Origin of the sequence: Desulfobulbus sp. (assembly GCF_031547805.1) — a bacterium.
Lineage (GTDB): Bacteria > Desulfobacterota > Desulfobulbia > Desulfobulbales > Desulfobulbaceae > Desulfobulbus.
The window spans coordinates 65,019-81,269 of sequence record NZ_JAVBRQ010000019.1 but is presented as its reverse complement, the minus strand read 5'-3'; the positions used below and the strand labels follow the sequence as shown (position 1 = coordinate 81,269).

Below are 16,251 nucleotides of genomic sequence, written 5' to 3'. Positions count from 1 at the left end.
GTCCTCGGAAAAGTCCTGATGGCCGGGTGTGTCCAGAATGTTCACACAGTAGCCGTCATATTGAAACTGAAGCACTGAGGACGTGACCGAGATGCCTCTCTGCTTTTCAATTTCCATCCAGTCGGACGTGGCGGCGCGGCTGTTCTTTTTCCCCTTGACCGCGCCCGCCTGGGCGATGGCTCCGCCGTAGAGGAGGAGCTTTTCCGTCAGGGTGGTCTTGCCGGCGTCGGGATGGCTGATGATGCCGAAGGTACGTCGTTTCTGTATTTCCTTGAGGTGCTGACTGCTCATGTCGGTGCGGTGTTGGGCCTGGGTGTTTTCGGGTATGCCGCGCGGGGCGTCGCGCTATCGGTTGCCGGTGCGTGTCTTCCGGCGAATTCTGCGCCCTCGGGGCATTCAAAAAAAATGGGCCGGAAACCGGCCCATGTACATGCTCGCGGACTGCGCGGCAACCATACAGCATGTGGCGCAATTTGTCCATTCGTCATTCTTTCTGCGCCCCGGCACCGCTTGCCCGTTGGAGGCGCCGTGCGTGGCGGTCACAAGAAAGGGACGACGAGGGGAAAAAAGAAATGGTCAATTGATCCATATTGCGTATCCTGAAAGGAGTGCGGTCCGCGCCACCTCTGCCACCTCCACCACCACCTGTGCCATGTCTCTGCAGATATTCGATGTCGATCAGCTTCTCCCTGATCCGGACCTGGATGGATTCCGGCAAAATGCGCCTGACAAATGTCTGTTCGCCGGGGAAAGCCGCTGCGGCATATGGTTTGCCCGCCCAGGAAGCAACGGGGAACGCTATGGCGTAATCGGCCATTATGGCGCCCGGGACGGTCGTCAGAGCCAAGCATTGCTGACAGCGGCCTGCGATCTCCTGCGGGATGGAGGCTGCTCTGCCGTCTATGGGCCGATGGACGGCAACACCTGGAAATCGTATCGGTTCGTCACTTGGTCGAACGGTTCGCCGCCCTTTCTCATGGAGCCACGGAATCCGCCGCAATGGCCGGAATACTGGCGGCAATCCGGTTTCGCTCCCAGCCATGAATATATTTCCACCCTGGTTACCGATCTCGCCTCGATTGATCCAAGACTGGTAAAAGCGCGGACGCGCCTGCAGGAGGCTGGCATTACCTGGAGGCCGGTCGATCTCGGCCGGTTCGAGGACGAGCTGAAGCAGGTGTACCGGCTGTCCTTGGCGGCCTTCAAAAAAAATGTCCTTTATGCCGAGATCGACGAAACGAGCTTCCTGCGTCAGTATCTTCCCTTTGCCGGCAAAATCGACGCCGGATATGTGCTGCTGGCGCACGATGCGGCAGCGCGTTGCTGCGGTTTCATCTTCGCCATCCCCGACCTGCTGCAGCTACAGCAAGGTTCGTCGGTGGACCGTTTGGTCATCAAGACCCTGGCCGTGCATTCGCACAGAAGCACCGCCGGCCTCGGAGCGGTACTGGTGGACGAAGTCCAGCGGACAGCGGCAAAAAACGGCTTTACGTCGGCAATTCACGCCTTGATGTATGCGGGTAATGTTTCAGCCAATATCGGCAAGGGCAGCACCTTGCTCCGGCGCTACGCCCTTTTTGGCAAGACCCTGTCATGAACGTGGTCGAATTGCTGGCGGCACAGGCCGAACAGCGCGGCAACCAGCTGGCGCTTTGCCACGGCAGCAACAGCATCACCTTTCGCGCCTTGCACGAGCAATCCTGCCGGGGCAGCGCCATGCTGAGATCGCTGGGCTTTGAACCGGGGGATGCGGTCCTGGTTTTCGTGCCCATGTCGATCGACCTCTATTGCATCCTGCTGTCGTTGTGGCGATTGGGGATGACGGCCATGTTCGTCGATCCCTCGGCCGATGCGCAAACCATGCAGGCGTGCTGCGCCAGAGCGAAGCCCAGAGGATTCATCGGCACGCCGCTTGCCCAGTTGCTGCGACTGAAAATTCCGGCGCTTCGCAGCCTCTCGCCCGTCCTGACCACCGGGTGGCTGCCGTTTCACACGTGCTGGTCCGCCGCTTCCCGCTGGTCCGCGGACTTTGGTTCGGTTGCCTGCACACCGGAGACCCCGGCACTCATCACCTTTACTTCCGGGACAACCGGCACCCCCAAGGGAACCGTGCGCACCCACGGATTCCTGCTGGCCCAGAAACGCGTGCTCGAAAAAACGCTCAAGCTGCAAGCGGGCAAGGCCGACTTGGCCACCTTGCCCATCTTTGCCCTGATCAACCTGGCCTGCGGCGTCACCACCATTATTCCGCAAGCGAGCCTGAAACAGCCGGCCAAGGTATCGACCCGCCCTATCCTTGCGGACTGCGCCCGCTTCCGCCCGGCCACGGCGGTGGCTTCTCCCGCCTTTTTCGCGCGTCTGCTGGAAGATCCCCGGCATACGCAACTGCGTTGTCTTGAATCCTTGTATACCGGCGGCGCCCCGGTTTTTCCCGGCCTGCTCAAAAAGTTGGCAACAGCACTGCCCGGCACGGCCATAACCGCCGTCTACGGCAGCACCGAGGCCGAACCCATTGCCGAACTGCACTTCGGCGATATCAGCGACGACGATTACCGCCGCATGACGGAAGGCGGCGGTTTGCTTGCCGGAACGGTGGTGGCGGCAATCGACTGCCGCATCATGGAGGAATGCCGGGGCAGGGAGCTTGGCCGCCTGAGCGCGGCGGAGTTCCGCGGCCTGATCCGGTCGAGCGGGGAGGTCGGCGAGATCGTCGTCCAGGGCGAGCATGTGCTCACCGGCTATCTGGACGGGATCGGCGACGGGGCCAATAAATTTTCGGTCGAAGGCTCGGTGTGGCATCGCACCGGCGACCTCGGTTATTTCGATGCGAACGGACGCCTCTGGCTGCTGGGGCGCTGTTCCGCGGCCATACGGGATGCCAGGGGCGTCGCCTATCCCTTTGCCATTGAAACGGCAGCGAGACAGTTCGAACAGATCGCCAAGGCGGCCTTCTGCCAAGTGGGCGAAGACAGGGTGCTGATCATCGAAACCCATCTTCCGCCCGCTGAAGCCGACCGGCTGCTCGAACCGCTCATCAAAGGATTTCAGCTCGATCGTCTTGTCCTCGGCACCATCCCGATGGACAGACGGCATAATGCCAAGGTCAACTATCCGGAGCTGCGTAAACGGCTCGCATCATCTTGAACCGTTCTCCATATGCCTTCCCGTCCAACTTCACGCCGGTGATTTCATGACCCAGAATTCACAAAAAATTGAACAACTCGCTGCAACTCTCCTCGGCGAGCGATCGCAGGAGGAAGTCCGGAAACGACTCGAGGCGGACACCAAAACGCCGTATGCGCGGCTGGCCAACGTGAAGGGCACGGCCCCCGAGGCGTTGCGCGGCCGCTGGGAAAATCTGCTCGGCCAAGGCGAGCCGATTCCGCCGGCACTCTATAACGGCGAAGACATGGAAGTCTATGGCGCCAATATCGAAAACTGCATCGGCACGGTCAAGTTGCCGGTCGGCGTTGCCGGGCCGCTGCGGGTCAACGGCAGTTTTGCCAAGGGGGACTATTATCTGCCCCTGGCCACCACCGAGGCCGCATTGGTGGCAAGCTACCATCGCGGTGCCGTGATTCTGTCGAAATCGGGCGGATGTTCGGCGGTGATCCTCGCCGAAGGGGTGACCCGTTCCCCGGGCTTTGCCTTTGCCTCCATCGGCGACATGCTGATTTTCGCCCACTGGGCGCTGACCCATAAGGACCAACTGAAAGAGGTGGCGGCAACGACCACCAGGTTTGGCGTCCTCCAGGATATCCGCTTTGCGGCCCAGGGCAGCCATCTCTATCTCTTGTGCGATTTCTCCACCGGAGACGCCGCTGGACAAAACATGGTGACCATAGCGACCCAGGCAATCTGCGATTTCATTATCGAACAGGCGCCGATCGCCCCGCAATACTGGTTCGTCGAGGCCAACGCCTCGGGCGACAAGAAGGCCACCGCCCAGTCCTTCACCACGGTCCGGGGAAAAAAAGTGGCGGCCGAAGCGGTTATTCCGGGGAAATATATCGAACGGTTTCTCCACACCACCCCGGAAAAAATGGTGCAGTACTGGCAGATGTCCGCCCTGGGCGGGGTCATGACCGGTACGATCGGCGTCCAGGGGCACTATGCCAACGGTCTTGCCGCCCTGTTCATCGCCTGTGGCCAGGATGCGGCCTGCGTGGCCGAGGCGGCGGTCGGCATCACCCGGTTCGCCATCCTTGAGGACAATGGACTCTATGTCTCTGCGACGCTGCCCAACATGATTGTGGGCACCGTGGGCGGCGGCACCAAGCTGCCGAGCCAGCAAGCGGCGTTGCAACTCATGGGCCTGGCCGGAGCCGGTCATGCCAGGGCCTTTGCCGAGGTCTGCGCCGCCGCCGCCCTGGCCGGGGAAATTTCCATCATAGGATCCATGGCCGCGGGCGATTTTACCAAGGCCCACGACGATCTCGCCAGGAAACGATAACCTCGAGCGACCACGCACCGTCTCTCGCGAAAATACCCCTGCGGCACATGCCGCCAGGTTCATGGATGAGGAATAGTGACTATGTCGACTCCCCTTGCCGGACCAAGGATCGAGGAACGGAATCTCCCCTTTTACCGCCGATTCTGGATCTATCAGAAGGAACGCTTCCCGCTGGTGGCGCATACCCCGCTGATCCTGGCCTTCAGTTATTGCGCGGTCTCGATTTCATCGAGGCTCAGGGACGATGTTTGGCCGCAATGGCCGTCGGCGGCAGTCGCCTTTCTCACCTGCCTCCTCTTTTTTCTGCAGTTGAGAATCGCGGATGAATTCAAGGACAATGCGGAGGATGCCCGGTACAGGCCGTATCGGCCGGTGCCGCGCGGACTGGTCAAACTCGGCGAGCTTGGCCGGCTTTTTGCCCTGGCCGGGCTGCTCCAGTTGGCGGCGGCGCTTTGGTGGAGTCCGCCGCTGGCCGTCCTGCTGCTCGTCACCTGGGGCTATCTTGCGGCCATGAGCTTTGAATTCGGGATGCGGAACTGGCTCAAGGCCCGTCCCATCGTCTACCTCTGGACCCACATGCTGATCATGCCGCTCATCGATCTTTACGCCTCCTCGACGGACTGGATGGTCGCGGGTCTGGCCTTTCCCCCCCATGGCCTGCTCTTTTTCCTTGCTGCCAGCTTTTTCAACGGCGTTGTCATCGAGATCGGCAGAAAAATCAGGGTGCCTTCCCAAGAGGAAGAGGGGGTGGAAACCTATTCCTTCCTTTGGGGTTGTTCCAAGGCGGCGTTGGTGTGGTGGTTGATGGTGCTGGCGACGGCTGTTTTCGGCTGCTTGACCGCCTGGAAGGCGGGCGCGTTGGCCGCGATTGGCCCCTTGCTGCTTGTGGCCGCCTGCGGCTGCGGCATCGTGGTCGCGGTTTTTCTTTGCCGCCAAACGGAGCGGCTGGCGAAGATGTTCGAGCCGGCATCCGCCCTCTGGACCCTCTGCCTTTATCTGTCGCTAGGCATTCTGCCGGGAGTGATCGCCCATGGATGAAATGATACGGTTTTCGCGGCAAAGCATGCGCCTGGAGGATGTGGGCGGCAAGGCCGCCGCGCTGCATGCGCTGCGGGGACTGCCCATTCCCGAGTGGTTTGTCCTTACTCCGGCCGCCTTCACTGCCAGCGGTTGTATGGAAAGCGACCCATCCCGGTGGCGGGTGAGCGAGGCGCTCCGGGTGCAGCTCGACCAGGCCCTCGAACAACTGTCCGAGGAGGGCGGCTGCTTTGCGGTGCGGTCCTCGGCGATCGACGAGGACGGCCAGGGGTTTAGTTTTGCCGGCCAACTCGACTCCTTTCTGGGGGTTGCCGAAACCGAGGTGGCCGACAGGGTCGCCGATGTCTGGCGATCGGCGTTTTCAGAGCACATCAGGGCCTATCGGGCCGAGCATGGTCTCGGCGCGTGCGTGCCGCCCGCCGTGGTGGTGCAGCGCATGATCGACGCCCAATGCGCCGGTGTCTCCTTTGCCGTCGATCCGATAACCGGCAATTGGGATCATGCCCTGGTTTCGTCGGTCTGGGGACTTGGCAGCAGCCTGGTCGATGGCGAGCTCGATGGCGACACCTACCGCGTGGACCGAAGCGGCCGCATCGTGGAGAAACAGGCCGGCCCGAAACCCTTTGGCATGTATCTTCGAGACAGGGTACCGCAGAAACAGGAACACGATCGGGAAAGGGCCGGGGCCTATTCGCTCGACGACCGGGTGGCGGCGGAAATCGCGGCCTTGGCCAGGCTTTGCAGCCAACGGCGCGGATGTCCTCAGGATATTGAGTGGGCCTATGAAAAAGGGCGGCTCTATCTGCTCCAGTCGCGCCCCATCACCAGTCTCGGCCGGGTGCCCGATCCGGGTGGCAAGCTCAACATCTGGGACAATTCCAATATCGCCGAATCCTACGGCGGGGTGACCACTCCGCTGACGTACAGCTTTGCCCGTTCGATTTACGAGGAGGTCTACCGGCAGTTCTGCAAGATCATGGGGGTTCCGCGGCATGTCATCGAGGCGAACCGGGAAACCTACCGGGGCTTGCTCGGGCTGATGCATGGCCGAATGTACTACAACCTGATCAACTGGTATCGTTTGCTGGCCTGCTTCCCGGGATTTTCCATCAACCGCGGTTTCATGGAACAGATGATGGGGGTGCGCAAGGAGCTTGGCGAAGAACTGCTCCAACTCATTCCCAGGCCCAGAGCGAACCGTTTGCTCAGTCTCGTCTACCTGGGCAAGGCCCTGGCCGGAATGGGACTGAGCTATCTGCTGCTGCCCCGAAAGATAAAGCGGTTCTACACCCGGCTCGACATCGCCCTGGCCAGACCGGAGATTCCGTTGTCGGCGCAGCGGGCCGATGAACTGGTCGCCTTGTACCGGCAACTCGAGGACCGGCTGCTGTTGCGATGGGACGCGCCCCTGATCAACGATTTTTTTGCCATGATCGCTTTCGGCATGCTGTCCAAACTCTGCCGATCCTGGTGCGGCGACGGGCATGGCACCATGCAAAACGATCTCGTGGGCGGCAGCGGCAGGGTCGTCAGTGCCGAGCCGGCCAAACGGGTTGCCGAACTGGCCGCCTGCATCCGGGGCGACAGGGAGGCCATGGCGCTGTTCCAGAGGGGGGCGGACGCGGACATCCTGGCGTATCTCGACGGCAACGAGACCATGGGCCGCCTCTTTCGTCAATATCTCGAACGATTCGGCGACCGCTGCATCGACGAGTTGAAATTGGAGAGCGTGCCCCTGCATGACGATCCCTTGCCCCTGCTGCGGGCCATCGGCCACTTTGCTGCCAGAGAGGAGCGGCAAGGGGGCGGCCAAGCCGTGGATGCTCGGCTCGAAGCGGAACGCAGAGCCTTGGAGATCCTGTCGCAAAGCTCTCTGCGCCGACAGGTGTTCACGTTCATCCTCAAACATGCGCGGGCGCGTGTGGAGGACAGGGAGAACCTCCGCTTTGAGCGGACCAGGCTTTTCGGCCGAGTGCGGGAGATCATGGTCGAATTGGGCAAAAGGTTTGCGGCCCTGGGTGTTCTCAAGGACCACAACGAGATCTTTTACCTGGAAAAGGACGAAATCCTCGGCTTTGTCGAGGGGTTTGCCTCTTGTCCGGATCTGGGGGCCATCGCCGCGGTACGAAAATGCCGTTTTCAGGACTATGCCGCCCTGCCGCCCATTGCCGACCGGTTTCAGACCCGGGGCATGGTGTTCGTCGGCAACGATTTTTCCGTCACCGATGGCGAGCGGCAGCCCCTTGCCGACGAGCAGGGGCAGCGGCAAGGCATAGGGTGCTGTCCGGGCATTGTGCGTGGCCGGGTCCGCGTGGTCAGGGATCCCAGAGGAGTGGAGTTGCCCGCTGGCGCCATATTGGTGGCGGAACGGACCGATCCGGGATGGATCATGCTCTTCCCGGCGGCTGCCGGATTATTGGTGGAACGGGGCAGTCTTCTCTCGCATTCGGCCATTGTCGCCCGGGAATTGGGGTTGCCGGCGGTTGTCTCGGTGCCGGGGGTGACAAGCTGGCTGCAAAACGGTGACCTGGTTGAGCTGGACGGCGGTACCGGTTTGGTGCAACTGTTGCAGGAGGAAGACCATGTCTGATACGGAAATTGCCGCCAAGGCCTCCTTCGATGCGATCCGCTACGCCCAATGCTGGGAAGATGCCGACATCCTCCTCCAGGGCCTGAATGTTCAGGAAGGCGATGTCTGTCTGGGCATAGGTTCCGCCGGCGACAACTGCCTCTCGCTGTTGACCCGGCGTCCCCAAAGGGTGATCGCCGTCGACATGAATCCGGCCCAGTTGGCCTGCATAGCCCTGCGGGTAGCCGCCTACAAGAGTCTTGAACATCATCAGCTGCTCGAACTCATCGGCTCGCGGCCAAGTGAGAGGAGGATGGCCCTTTTCGAACGATGTACAGTCCACCTTGCCGATGAATACCGCGAGTTTTGGCGCAACAACCTCGGCGCCATTGCCGGCGGGATCGGGGGTGCTGGAAAATTCGAACGATATTTCGCTCTGTTCAGGAAATATGTGATCCCCCTGGTTCATCGACCCGACACGGTCAGGCGCTTGCTGGAGGGAGGCGATCGAGAACGCTGCGCCTCGTTTTACGACACAACCTGGAACAATCTGCGCTGGCGCATGCTTTTTCGTCTGTTTTTCTCGCGCTGGCTGATGGGCAGGCTGGGCAGGGACCCCTCGTTTTTCGCCTATGTCGAGGGATCCGTTGCCGACCGGATACTTGCCCGGACCCGACATGCCCTGCGCGAACTCGATCCCGGCAAGAACCCCTATCTGCACTGGATCCTGACCGGCCGGCATGGCGATGTCGTGCCGCACGCCCTGCGGGAAGAGAACTTCGAGGCCATCAGGGACAATATCGACCGGCTGGAAATCCGCCGGGGCACCTTGGAGTCCGTGTTGGCCGCGGAGGGGCCCAGTAGCGTGGACCGATTCAATCTCAGCGATATTTTTGAATATATGTCCGAAGAGACGGCCACATCGGTGCTCGCCCAGGTGGTTGCCGCCACCAGAAGCGGCGGGCGGCTCGCCTACTGGAACATGCTCGCCCCGCGCTGCTGCCCGGCCGAATGGGACGACAGGGTGCGGCGCAGGCACGATCTGGGCCAGCGGCTGCTGGCGGAAGACAAGGCGTTTTTTTATTCGGCCTTCATCGTCGAAAAGGTGCTGTGAATCCCTGGTCGGGTATTTTCTTGGTCCTCGGCAGTCTGACCCTTCTGCTTGCCGGTTGTCGGTACGGTGGCCAGAGGTTCTCGTTGTCGGCGGAACTGAGTCGCAAGATGGTGCATATGGGCATGGGGCTGATCTGTACGCTCTTCCCCCTCGTGTTCCAGGCAACTTGGCCGGTTTTCTTGCTGGCTGGAACCGCTGTCGCCGCTCTTCTGGTCGTCCGGTCTTCGACGGTTCTCCGCACAACGATCGGTTCTTCCCTGCATGGCGTGGAACGCTCGTCCCTGGGGGAAATCTTTTTCCCGGTCGCCGTGGCCGCCGTCTGGTATTTCTCCCTGGAAAAACCGCTCTATTTCAGCCTCTCCATCCTGGTGCTGACGCTCGCCGATGCCTTTGCCGCCCTGGTCGGCACGAAATACGGCCAACAGCAGTACACCACCATGGAGGGCTATAAAACATGGGAAGGAAGTTTCATTTTTTTTGCCGCGACCTTCCTCTGCATCCATATTCCCCTGCTGTTGCTGACAACCACCGGCAGGGCCGAGAGCGTGCTCATCGCCTTGCTCATCGGCATTTTGGTCATGATTGTCGAAGCCGTTGCCTGGCGCGGTCTCGACAATCTGTTCATTCCCCTCTGCGTCTGCATTCTGCTCAATGTCTACGGCAGTTTCAGCGCGTCGCAGATCCTGGTCCGGATTGCCTTTATCCTGCTCGTCATCGTCATCCTCTTTTTCCTGCGTCCCCGCACCAAACTCGATGACGCCTCGATTCTTGGCGCCAGCCTGATCACCTATCTGGCCGTCACCGCCGGCAACTGGCAATGGGCCGTTGCCCCCGTTCTGGTCTTTGTCAACTATGTGCTCCTGAGCAAAGCGAAGAACGCGGTTGGGGAACGGATTCACAATATCCATGCGCTCCTGGCAGTCACCCTTCCCGGTCTTTTGTGGTTGTTGCTCTACTACCGCCAGCAGCAGCAGATATTCTTTTTCAGCTACAACCTGGCCTACATGGCCGAGCTGGTCTGCATATTCATTGCCCAGTGGGCCTTCGAGTTCAAGGAGAGAAGCCTTGTCCGTATTACTTTGAAAAGCAGCCTGTTGAGTTTTGCCATGATTATGGGACCCTGCTTCATTTTCATCTACAGGGAGGTGGGCTTTGCCGGCGTTGCCCTTGCCTTTGTCTGCGCCATGATCAGCGGTCAGCTGTTTCGTTTCACGCAACCGCAGATACGGGACTGTCCGTTGGACAACCAGCGGTTTTTCCGGCAAGGCCTGATTGGTTTCGGTATTTCGGCGGTTCCATGGGTTGGCATGGTTTTTTCGATATCGTGGCCGCGATAATGGAGCGAGTCGACGTGGGGGATCTTGGTCAACAGCGTGAAACGGGGCGCATTCCCCGGCAGGTGGCATGCTGGGCGGTGATGGGCAGGCCCCGGAGGAGGGGCGAAAGGCGCGGTGCGTCTTGGCAGAGAGTTTGGAGTGTTGAGGAGGGAAATGCAAAACCGTCGTAACGACCTGTTGCAGGCAATGACGACGGCTTTGATTTGCTGCTGTTCAACAAAAAAAGGCCGCATTGCTGCGGCCTGACAAATGCTGGCTCCCCGGGAGGGACTCGAACCCCCGACAAGGCGGTTAACAGCCGCCTGCTCTACCAACTGAGCTACCGAGGAATGGAGCTCGTGAAAGGAATCGTACAATCCGCACGACCATTTCAAGACTGGCTAAATAGCACAGAGTATCCGGGCCGTCAAGAAAAAGTTGTGCGTGGATTGCGCCCTGTCCGTGGTGGATGCGCCATGCCGCCCGGCGCGGCCGCCGGCATCGGACTTCACTCCCGGTGCAGGAGCAGAGCCGTCCATTCCTCCTGGTGCAGCTGGGTAAGCGGCTGCAGGCCGAATTGGCGATACACGCGGATGATATTGGCTTCCTGGTCGCCGCTGAGGATGCCGGCCAGCACCACGTGGCCTCCCGGAGCGGTCAGGCGAGCCAGGGTTGCGGCCATGTCCACCAGGACATCATGGACGATATTGGCGCAGACCAGGGGAAAGGTGCCCTGGATGCGGTCCACCGGCGTGATGCCGACCTCGATTTTACCGGCCAAGCCGTTATTGGCGATATTGCCGCGTGCCACTGCCACCGCGTCGGGATCGTTGTCGATGGCCACCACCCGTTCGACGCCGGACAAGGCGGCGGCCATGGCCAGGATGCCGGTGCCGGTGCCGACATCCAGCGCCTCCCGGCAAGGGCCGGCTTCCAGACATTGCCGGATCAGCGCCAGGGCCATGCGGGTCGAGGCGTGCTGGCCGGTGCCAAAGGCCATGCCCGGATCCATTTCGATGACCGCCTGGCCCGGCTCCGGCCGGTAATGCTCCCAGGTGGGCTTGATCACCAGGCCGGGAACGATCTCGACCGGCTTGAAATACTGCTGCCAGCAGGTGGCCCAATCCTGGTCGGCGAGCAACTGGGCCGTGGCCTCGGCCGGCCCGCAGTCGTACAGGGCGAACAGTTCGGTCATCTCGCGTTCGACCCGGGCCAGGAGTTCGCTGGCCTCGTCGGCGGCAAGGGCGTTGTCGGTCGCACCCAGTTGGAAGAAGCCGCTGATCAGGGCGCCGTCATCGTTTTCCGGGCTTTGCTCCACCCCGGTGCCGCTGAGTACCCCCATGAGATCGGTGGCGGGTTCCAGCAGGGGAAGGGGGCAGAACAGGGTGATCTTCAGCCATTGGTGTCCAGTTGCAGAGGTCATCGGTTTTTATTCGGGAAAAGAAGAGGGGATTGCCGTGTCTCCGGCCGGTCCTGGCCAGCATACCCCGGTTTCGGGTCCGCAACCACTTTTTCCTTGCCGTCCGGCCGGGTGGCAAGGCGTGTTCCGTGGAGTGTCCACGGGTTGATACGTTGCGTAAGTAGGTGAAATTGATGATTGACAAAACCTTGGCACCACGATTAAGTAAGTAACTTATTACTTATTTCCAGCTGGCCGAGGTTTGCGTAGCGGCGGAAAGAGAGAGGAACAGAACGCCGAAACAGCCTTGACCGAAGTTTCTTGACGTATCGTTGTTTTCCCTCCGTTTTTTGTCTCTCATATCTCCGTGCTTCAGGATTGTTCCCATGATCGACACGTCGGGCCATCATATCGTCTACGGCGAATTGCGGGATTACCTCACCGGCGAGGTGCTGGCCGACACCGACGATGAGCGCATCCGCCAGGATCTGGCCCGGCTGCTGGTGGAACGGCTCGGCTATGGCAAACACGAACTCGAACCCCGGCTGACCATCGACACCTGCTACAACGGCATCCGGACGCACAGCCTGATCGAACTCGCCGTCCGTATCGACGGCCGGCGGCTGTTCATTGTCCGCTACGGTCCCGGCTCCCTGGTCACCAGGGAAAAAGCGGCGATTGCCGCCGCCCGCATGCTCGAACCCGATTACCGCATCCCCCTGGCCGTGGTCACCAACGGCCGGGACGCGGAGTTGCTGGAAACGGCGCGGGGCAAGGTGCTGGCCACCGGCATGGGCTGTATTCCCGACCGGGGCCGGGCGACGGCGCTGGCCGGCGAATACGCGTTCGAACCCTTTGCCGACCCTGAAAAACGGGACCAGGCCTTGCGCATCCTCAATGTGTTTGACCAGGAGGTGTGCTGTTTCGGCACCGGCTGCCTCAACGATGCTCGCTAAAAACAACGAAAAGCCGGTGTGGTGGCCGACAGCCGCCCAACCGGCACCCGATCAATCCCCCCACCCGACAGTGACAATCATGGAGAAAAAGCGTACCTGGAGCAAGACAAGCTGGCAGAACCATCCCGCCCTGCAACAGCCGAACTGGCCGGACAAGGAGCGGTTCGACGAGATCGTCGAAACCCTGTCCTTGCTGCCTCCGCTGGTTTTTGCCGGAGAAATAAGGGACTTGAAGGCGTTGCTCGCCAGGGCGGTCAAGGGCGAGGCTTTTCTGCTCCAGGGCGGCGATTGTTCCGAGGAGTTTTCCCGCTGCACCGCGCCCAATATCCGCGAGACCCTCAAGGTGTTGTTGCAGATGGCGGTCATTCTCACCTATGCCGGCAACAAGCCGGTGGTCAAGGTCGGCCGCATTGCCGGCCAGTACGCCAAGCCGCGTTCCAGCGATACCGAGAAGGTCAACGGCATCGAGATCCCCAGCTATCGGGGCGACATGGCCAACTCCGCCGAGCCGGTGCTGGAGGCGCGCATTCCCGATCCGGAGCGGATGCTCAAGGGCTATCATTTGTCGGCGGCGACGATGAACCTGCTGCGGGCCTTCACCCGCGGCGGTTTCAGTTCGCTGCACCGGGTCCAGGCCTGGAACCAGGAGTTTGTCAAGCAGTCGCCCATGGGGCGCTCGTACGAGCGCATGGCCAAGCAGATCAGCAATGCCCTCAAGTTCATGGAAACCATCGGCATCTCCACCGACATCCCCCAGATGAAGGAGGCCCAGTTCTTCACCTCGCACGAGGCCCTGTTCCTCGGCTACGAACAGGCCTTGACCAGGGAGGACTCGGTGGCCGGCGGCTGGTACGACTGTTCCGCCCACATGCTGTGGATCGGCGACCGCACCCGCCAGATCGACGGCGCCCACGTCGAATTTCTCAAGGGGGTGCGCAATCCGCTCGGCATGAAGGTCGGCCCCAATTACGATGCCGACGACATCCTGGCGATCATCGAGCGGTTGAACCCGGAAAACGAGCCCGGCCGCATCACCCTGATCACCAGGTTCGGCTACAAGGCGATCGACAAGCATCTGCCGCCCCTGTTGCGGGCGGTCAAGAAATCGGGCTTTAACGTGCTTTGGACCTGCGATCCGATGCACGCCAACACCTTCGAGGCCGAATCCGGGCTCAAAACCCGCGATTTCGAGAATATCCTTTCCGAGTTGCGGTGCTTTTTCGAGCTGAACTGGGTGGAGGGCACCGTGCCCGGCGGCGTTCATTTCGAGCTGACCGGCGACGACGTCACCGAATGCCTCGGCGGGGCGCGCCAGCTTTCCGACGCCCAACTCAGCCAGCGGTATCTCACCACCTGCGACCCGCGGCTCAATGCGGAGCAGGCTCTGGAGATGGCCTTTCAAATCGCGGAGATGATCCGCAGCAGTTGAGGCGGGAAGTCTCGGGGCGCGGTCGGGGAGAAGGGGTCAGGAGGGCCGGGCGACCGGCCGGGTCAGGCGGCGAAGATGGCGGCGATTTCGTCGCGGGAGGTGCTGTCGAGCAGCCGTTGCCGGTTGCCCGGCTGTTTGAGGATCTTGCTGACCATGGCCAGGGTTTTCAGGTATTCGCCGGCCTTGCTGGCCGGAGAAAGCAGCATGACGAACAGGTGCGCGGGCCGGTTGTCGATGGCGTCGAAATCGATGCCGGTCCTGCTGCGCCCGAAGCAGAGCAGGATTTCGTCCAGTCCTTCGAGCTTGCCGTGGGGGATGGCCACGCCGTTGCCGAGCCCGGTCGAGCCCACGGCCTCGCGTTCCAACAGGGCGTGCAACAGCGTTGCTTCGGTAAAACGGCCGCAGACCGTGGCGGCAACGCCCGCCAATTCGCGCAGGGCGGCTTCTTTGGTGGCTGCCTTCATATTGAGCAGCATGGCGTCGTGGTGCAGCCGGGGCATGGCGGATCAGTGAGTCTGTCTCCGGTGCTTGACCGGAAGAATTTTTAATTGTTCCCGGTATTTGGCAACGGTGCGCCGGGCAACGGTGATATTTTCCTTGACCAGCAGCTCGGAGATCTTGCTGTCGCTCAGCGGCTTGGCCGGGTTTTCGCTGTTCACCAGTTGGCGAATCCTGGTCTTGATCGCCTCGGCCGCCACCGAATCGCCGTCCGGGGTGGCCACCGCCGTGCTGAAAAAGTATTTCAGCTCATAGATGCCTTGGGGGCAGTGCACGTATTTGTTGGATGTCACCCGGCTGACGGTCGACTCGTGCATGCCGATGTCCTCGGCCACATCCCGCAGGATCAGCGGTTTCATCGCCGCCGATCCGTATTCGAAGAAATCCCGCTGAAACTTGAGCAGGCTTTCCATGACCCGGTAAATGGTCCGCTGCCGCTGCTCGATCGACTTGATGAACCACTCGGCATTCCGTTTGTTTTCGCGTAGATAGCCGCGCGACTCCGGTGAGAGGCCGTTTTTCTGCTTGAGCAGTTGCTGGTATTCGCTGGAAAGCTGCAGCTGCGGCATCCCCTCGTCGTTGAGCTGGATGACGAATTCGCCGTCGACCTTGTAGACGAACACATCCGGCACCACGTAGTTGGTCTGCTCGTTGCTGAATTCGTTGCCGGGGTAGGGGGTCAGCGTCTGGATGACGGCCACCGCCTCGTGCACTTTCTTGAGCGGGGCACCGGTTTCCTTGGAGATTTGGGCGTAGTTGCGCGATTCGAGCAGGCCCATGTGCTCCTCGACGATACGCCAGGCCAGGGGATGGTCCTGGTCGAGGCGGTCGAGCTGCAACAGGAGCGATTCGCGGATGTCGCGGGCGGCGACCCCGGCCGGATCGAGGCTTTGCACCAGAAGCAGCGCCCCTTCGGCCTCTTCGGGGCTGCAGTTGCCGAAGGTGCGGATATCCTCGATGCTGGCTTCCAGAAATCCGTGTTCGTCGAGGTTGCAGACGATGAAGGTGGTCAGCTCGACATCCAGCTCGGTCATGTCGAGGTGGGTCAGCTGCCACTGCAGGTAGGAGGCCAGGCCGGGCGTGACGGAGATGAAATCGAACTGGGACGGGGCGTCGGCCGGCGGGGCTTCGTGGGAAAAGGAGAGGTCCGAGTCGAAGGCGTTGGAATAATCGTCCCAATTGACCTCGCTTACACTGGCCGGATCGTCTCCCTTGATTCGGTCGGTAACCACCGCTTCCGCCTGGTAGGTGTTTTCTTCGGCGCTGAGCGCCTCGGGGTTGGCGGTCGGCTCGAGGACGTTCGGCACCTCTTCCAGCATGGGATTTTGCTCGATCTCCGCCTGCAGGGCCTCGGTGAGTTCCAGGCGACCAAGCTGCAGCAGCTTGATGGCTTGGCGCAACTGCGGCGTCATCACCAGTTTTTGCGCCAGCTTGAGGTTTTGCCTGAGTTCGAGGGCCATGGAAAATCGGATTTTTTAT

General features: G+C 61.1%; 13 protein-coding genes and 1 tRNA gene. 9 read left to right on the top strand and 5 right to left on the bottom strand.

What is annotated here, in order from left to right:
• Positions 1 to 291: GTP-binding protein (locus RMR13_RS07250; protein WP_310599972.1), on the bottom strand; the 291-nt coding region annotated here is incomplete at its 3' end.
• Between the two features lie 34 nt (positions 292 to 325).
• Here RMR13_RS07250 and RMR13_RS07245 point away from each other — a divergent pair.
• From RMR13_RS07245 to RMR13_RS07215, 7 genes are all read left to right on the top strand, one after another.
• Positions 326 to 1,597: a hypothetical protein gene (locus RMR13_RS07245; RefSeq protein ID WP_310599971.1), complete on the top strand. Its 1,272-nt coding sequence runs from the start codon at positions 326 to 328 to the stop codon at positions 1,595 to 1,597.
• Positions 1,594 to 3,144, top strand: coding sequence for an AMP-binding protein (locus tag RMR13_RS07240; RefSeq protein WP_310599970.1), 1,551 nt, complete (start codon positions 1,594 to 1,596; stop codon positions 3,142 to 3,144). The genes RMR13_RS07245 and RMR13_RS07240 overlap by 4 nt, the downstream gene beginning before the upstream one ends.
• A 46-nt stretch (positions 3,145 to 3,190) precedes the next feature.
• Positions 3,191 to 4,453 (top strand): hydroxymethylglutaryl-CoA reductase, encoded by a 1,263-nt coding sequence (locus tag RMR13_RS07235; RefSeq protein ID WP_310599969.1) that lies wholly within the window; start codon positions 3,191 to 3,193, stop codon positions 4,451 to 4,453.
• 81 nt (positions 4,454 to 4,534) lie between these two features.
• Entirely contained in the window at positions 4,535 to 5,491 is a 957-nt protein-coding gene (locus RMR13_RS07230) for a UbiA family prenyltransferase (protein WP_310599968.1), read from the top strand.
• Complete coding sequence (locus tag RMR13_RS07225; protein ID WP_310599967.1) at positions 5,484 to 8,081, top strand: PEP/pyruvate-binding domain-containing protein; 2,598 nt, start codon at positions 5,484 to 5,486, stop codon at positions 8,079 to 8,081. Before RMR13_RS07230 ends, RMR13_RS07225 begins: the two co-directional genes overlap by 8 nt.
• Positions 8,074 to 9,174 carry a DUF3419 family protein gene (locus RMR13_RS07220; protein ID WP_310599966.1) on the top strand — a complete coding sequence of 367 codons (1,101 nt, stop codon included), beginning with the start codon at positions 8,074 to 8,076 and terminating at the stop codon, positions 9,172 to 9,174. The genes RMR13_RS07225 and RMR13_RS07220 overlap by 8 nt, the downstream gene beginning before the upstream one ends.
• A gap of 107 nt (positions 9,175 to 9,281) precedes the next feature.
• The gene (locus tag RMR13_RS07215) at positions 9,282 to 10,511 is read left to right on the top strand and encodes a hypothetical protein (protein WP_310599965.1); all 1,230 of its coding nucleotides are present in this window, start codon (positions 9,282 to 9,284) and stop codon (positions 10,509 to 10,511) included.
• A 253-nt stretch (positions 10,512 to 10,764) separates the two neighbouring features.
• On the opposite strand, the gene RMR13_RS07210 is transcribed toward RMR13_RS07215, so the two are convergent.
• Together RMR13_RS07210 and RMR13_RS07205 are read right to left on the bottom strand one after the other, a co-directional pair.
• A tRNA-Asn gene (locus RMR13_RS07210) sits at positions 10,765 to 10,840 on the bottom strand.
• Between the two features lie 158 nt (positions 10,841 to 10,998).
• Entirely contained in the window at positions 10,999 to 11,913 is a 915-nt protein-coding gene (locus RMR13_RS07205) for a 50S ribosomal protein L11 methyltransferase (protein ID WP_310599964.1), read from the bottom strand.
• 362 nt (positions 11,914 to 12,275) lie between these two features.
• On the opposite strand from RMR13_RS07205, the gene RMR13_RS07200 reads away from it, so the two are divergent.
• Both RMR13_RS07200 and RMR13_RS07195 read left to right on the top strand, forming a co-directional pair.
• On the top strand, positions 12,276 to 12,845 hold the full coding sequence (locus RMR13_RS07200; RefSeq protein ID WP_310599963.1) for a type I restriction enzyme HsdR N-terminal domain-containing protein: 570 nt from the start codon (positions 12,276 to 12,278) through the stop codon (positions 12,843 to 12,845).
• 79 nt (positions 12,846 to 12,924) lie between these two features.
• Positions 12,925 to 14,274 carry a class II 3-deoxy-7-phosphoheptulonate synthase gene (locus tag RMR13_RS07195; RefSeq protein WP_310599962.1) on the top strand — a complete coding sequence of 450 codons (1,350 nt, stop codon included), beginning with the start codon at positions 12,925 to 12,927 and terminating at the stop codon, positions 14,272 to 14,274.
• Positions 14,275 to 14,336: 62 nt separating this feature from the next.
• Here the strand turns inward: RMR13_RS07195 and RMR13_RS07190 are convergent, their stop codons facing one another.
• Together RMR13_RS07190 and rpoN are read right to left on the bottom strand one after the other, a co-directional pair.
• Positions 14,337 to 14,774: a PTS sugar transporter subunit IIA gene (locus tag RMR13_RS07190; RefSeq protein ID WP_310599961.1), complete on the bottom strand. Its 438-nt coding sequence runs from the start codon at positions 14,772 to 14,774 to the stop codon at positions 14,337 to 14,339.
• A 6-nt stretch (positions 14,775 to 14,780) separates the two neighbouring features.
• Complete coding sequence (gene rpoN, locus RMR13_RS07185) at positions 14,781 to 16,232, bottom strand: RNA polymerase factor sigma-54 (RefSeq protein WP_310599960.1); 1,452 nt, start codon at positions 16,230 to 16,232, stop codon at positions 14,781 to 14,783.
• Positions 16,233 to 16,251 lie beyond the last annotated feature (19 nt).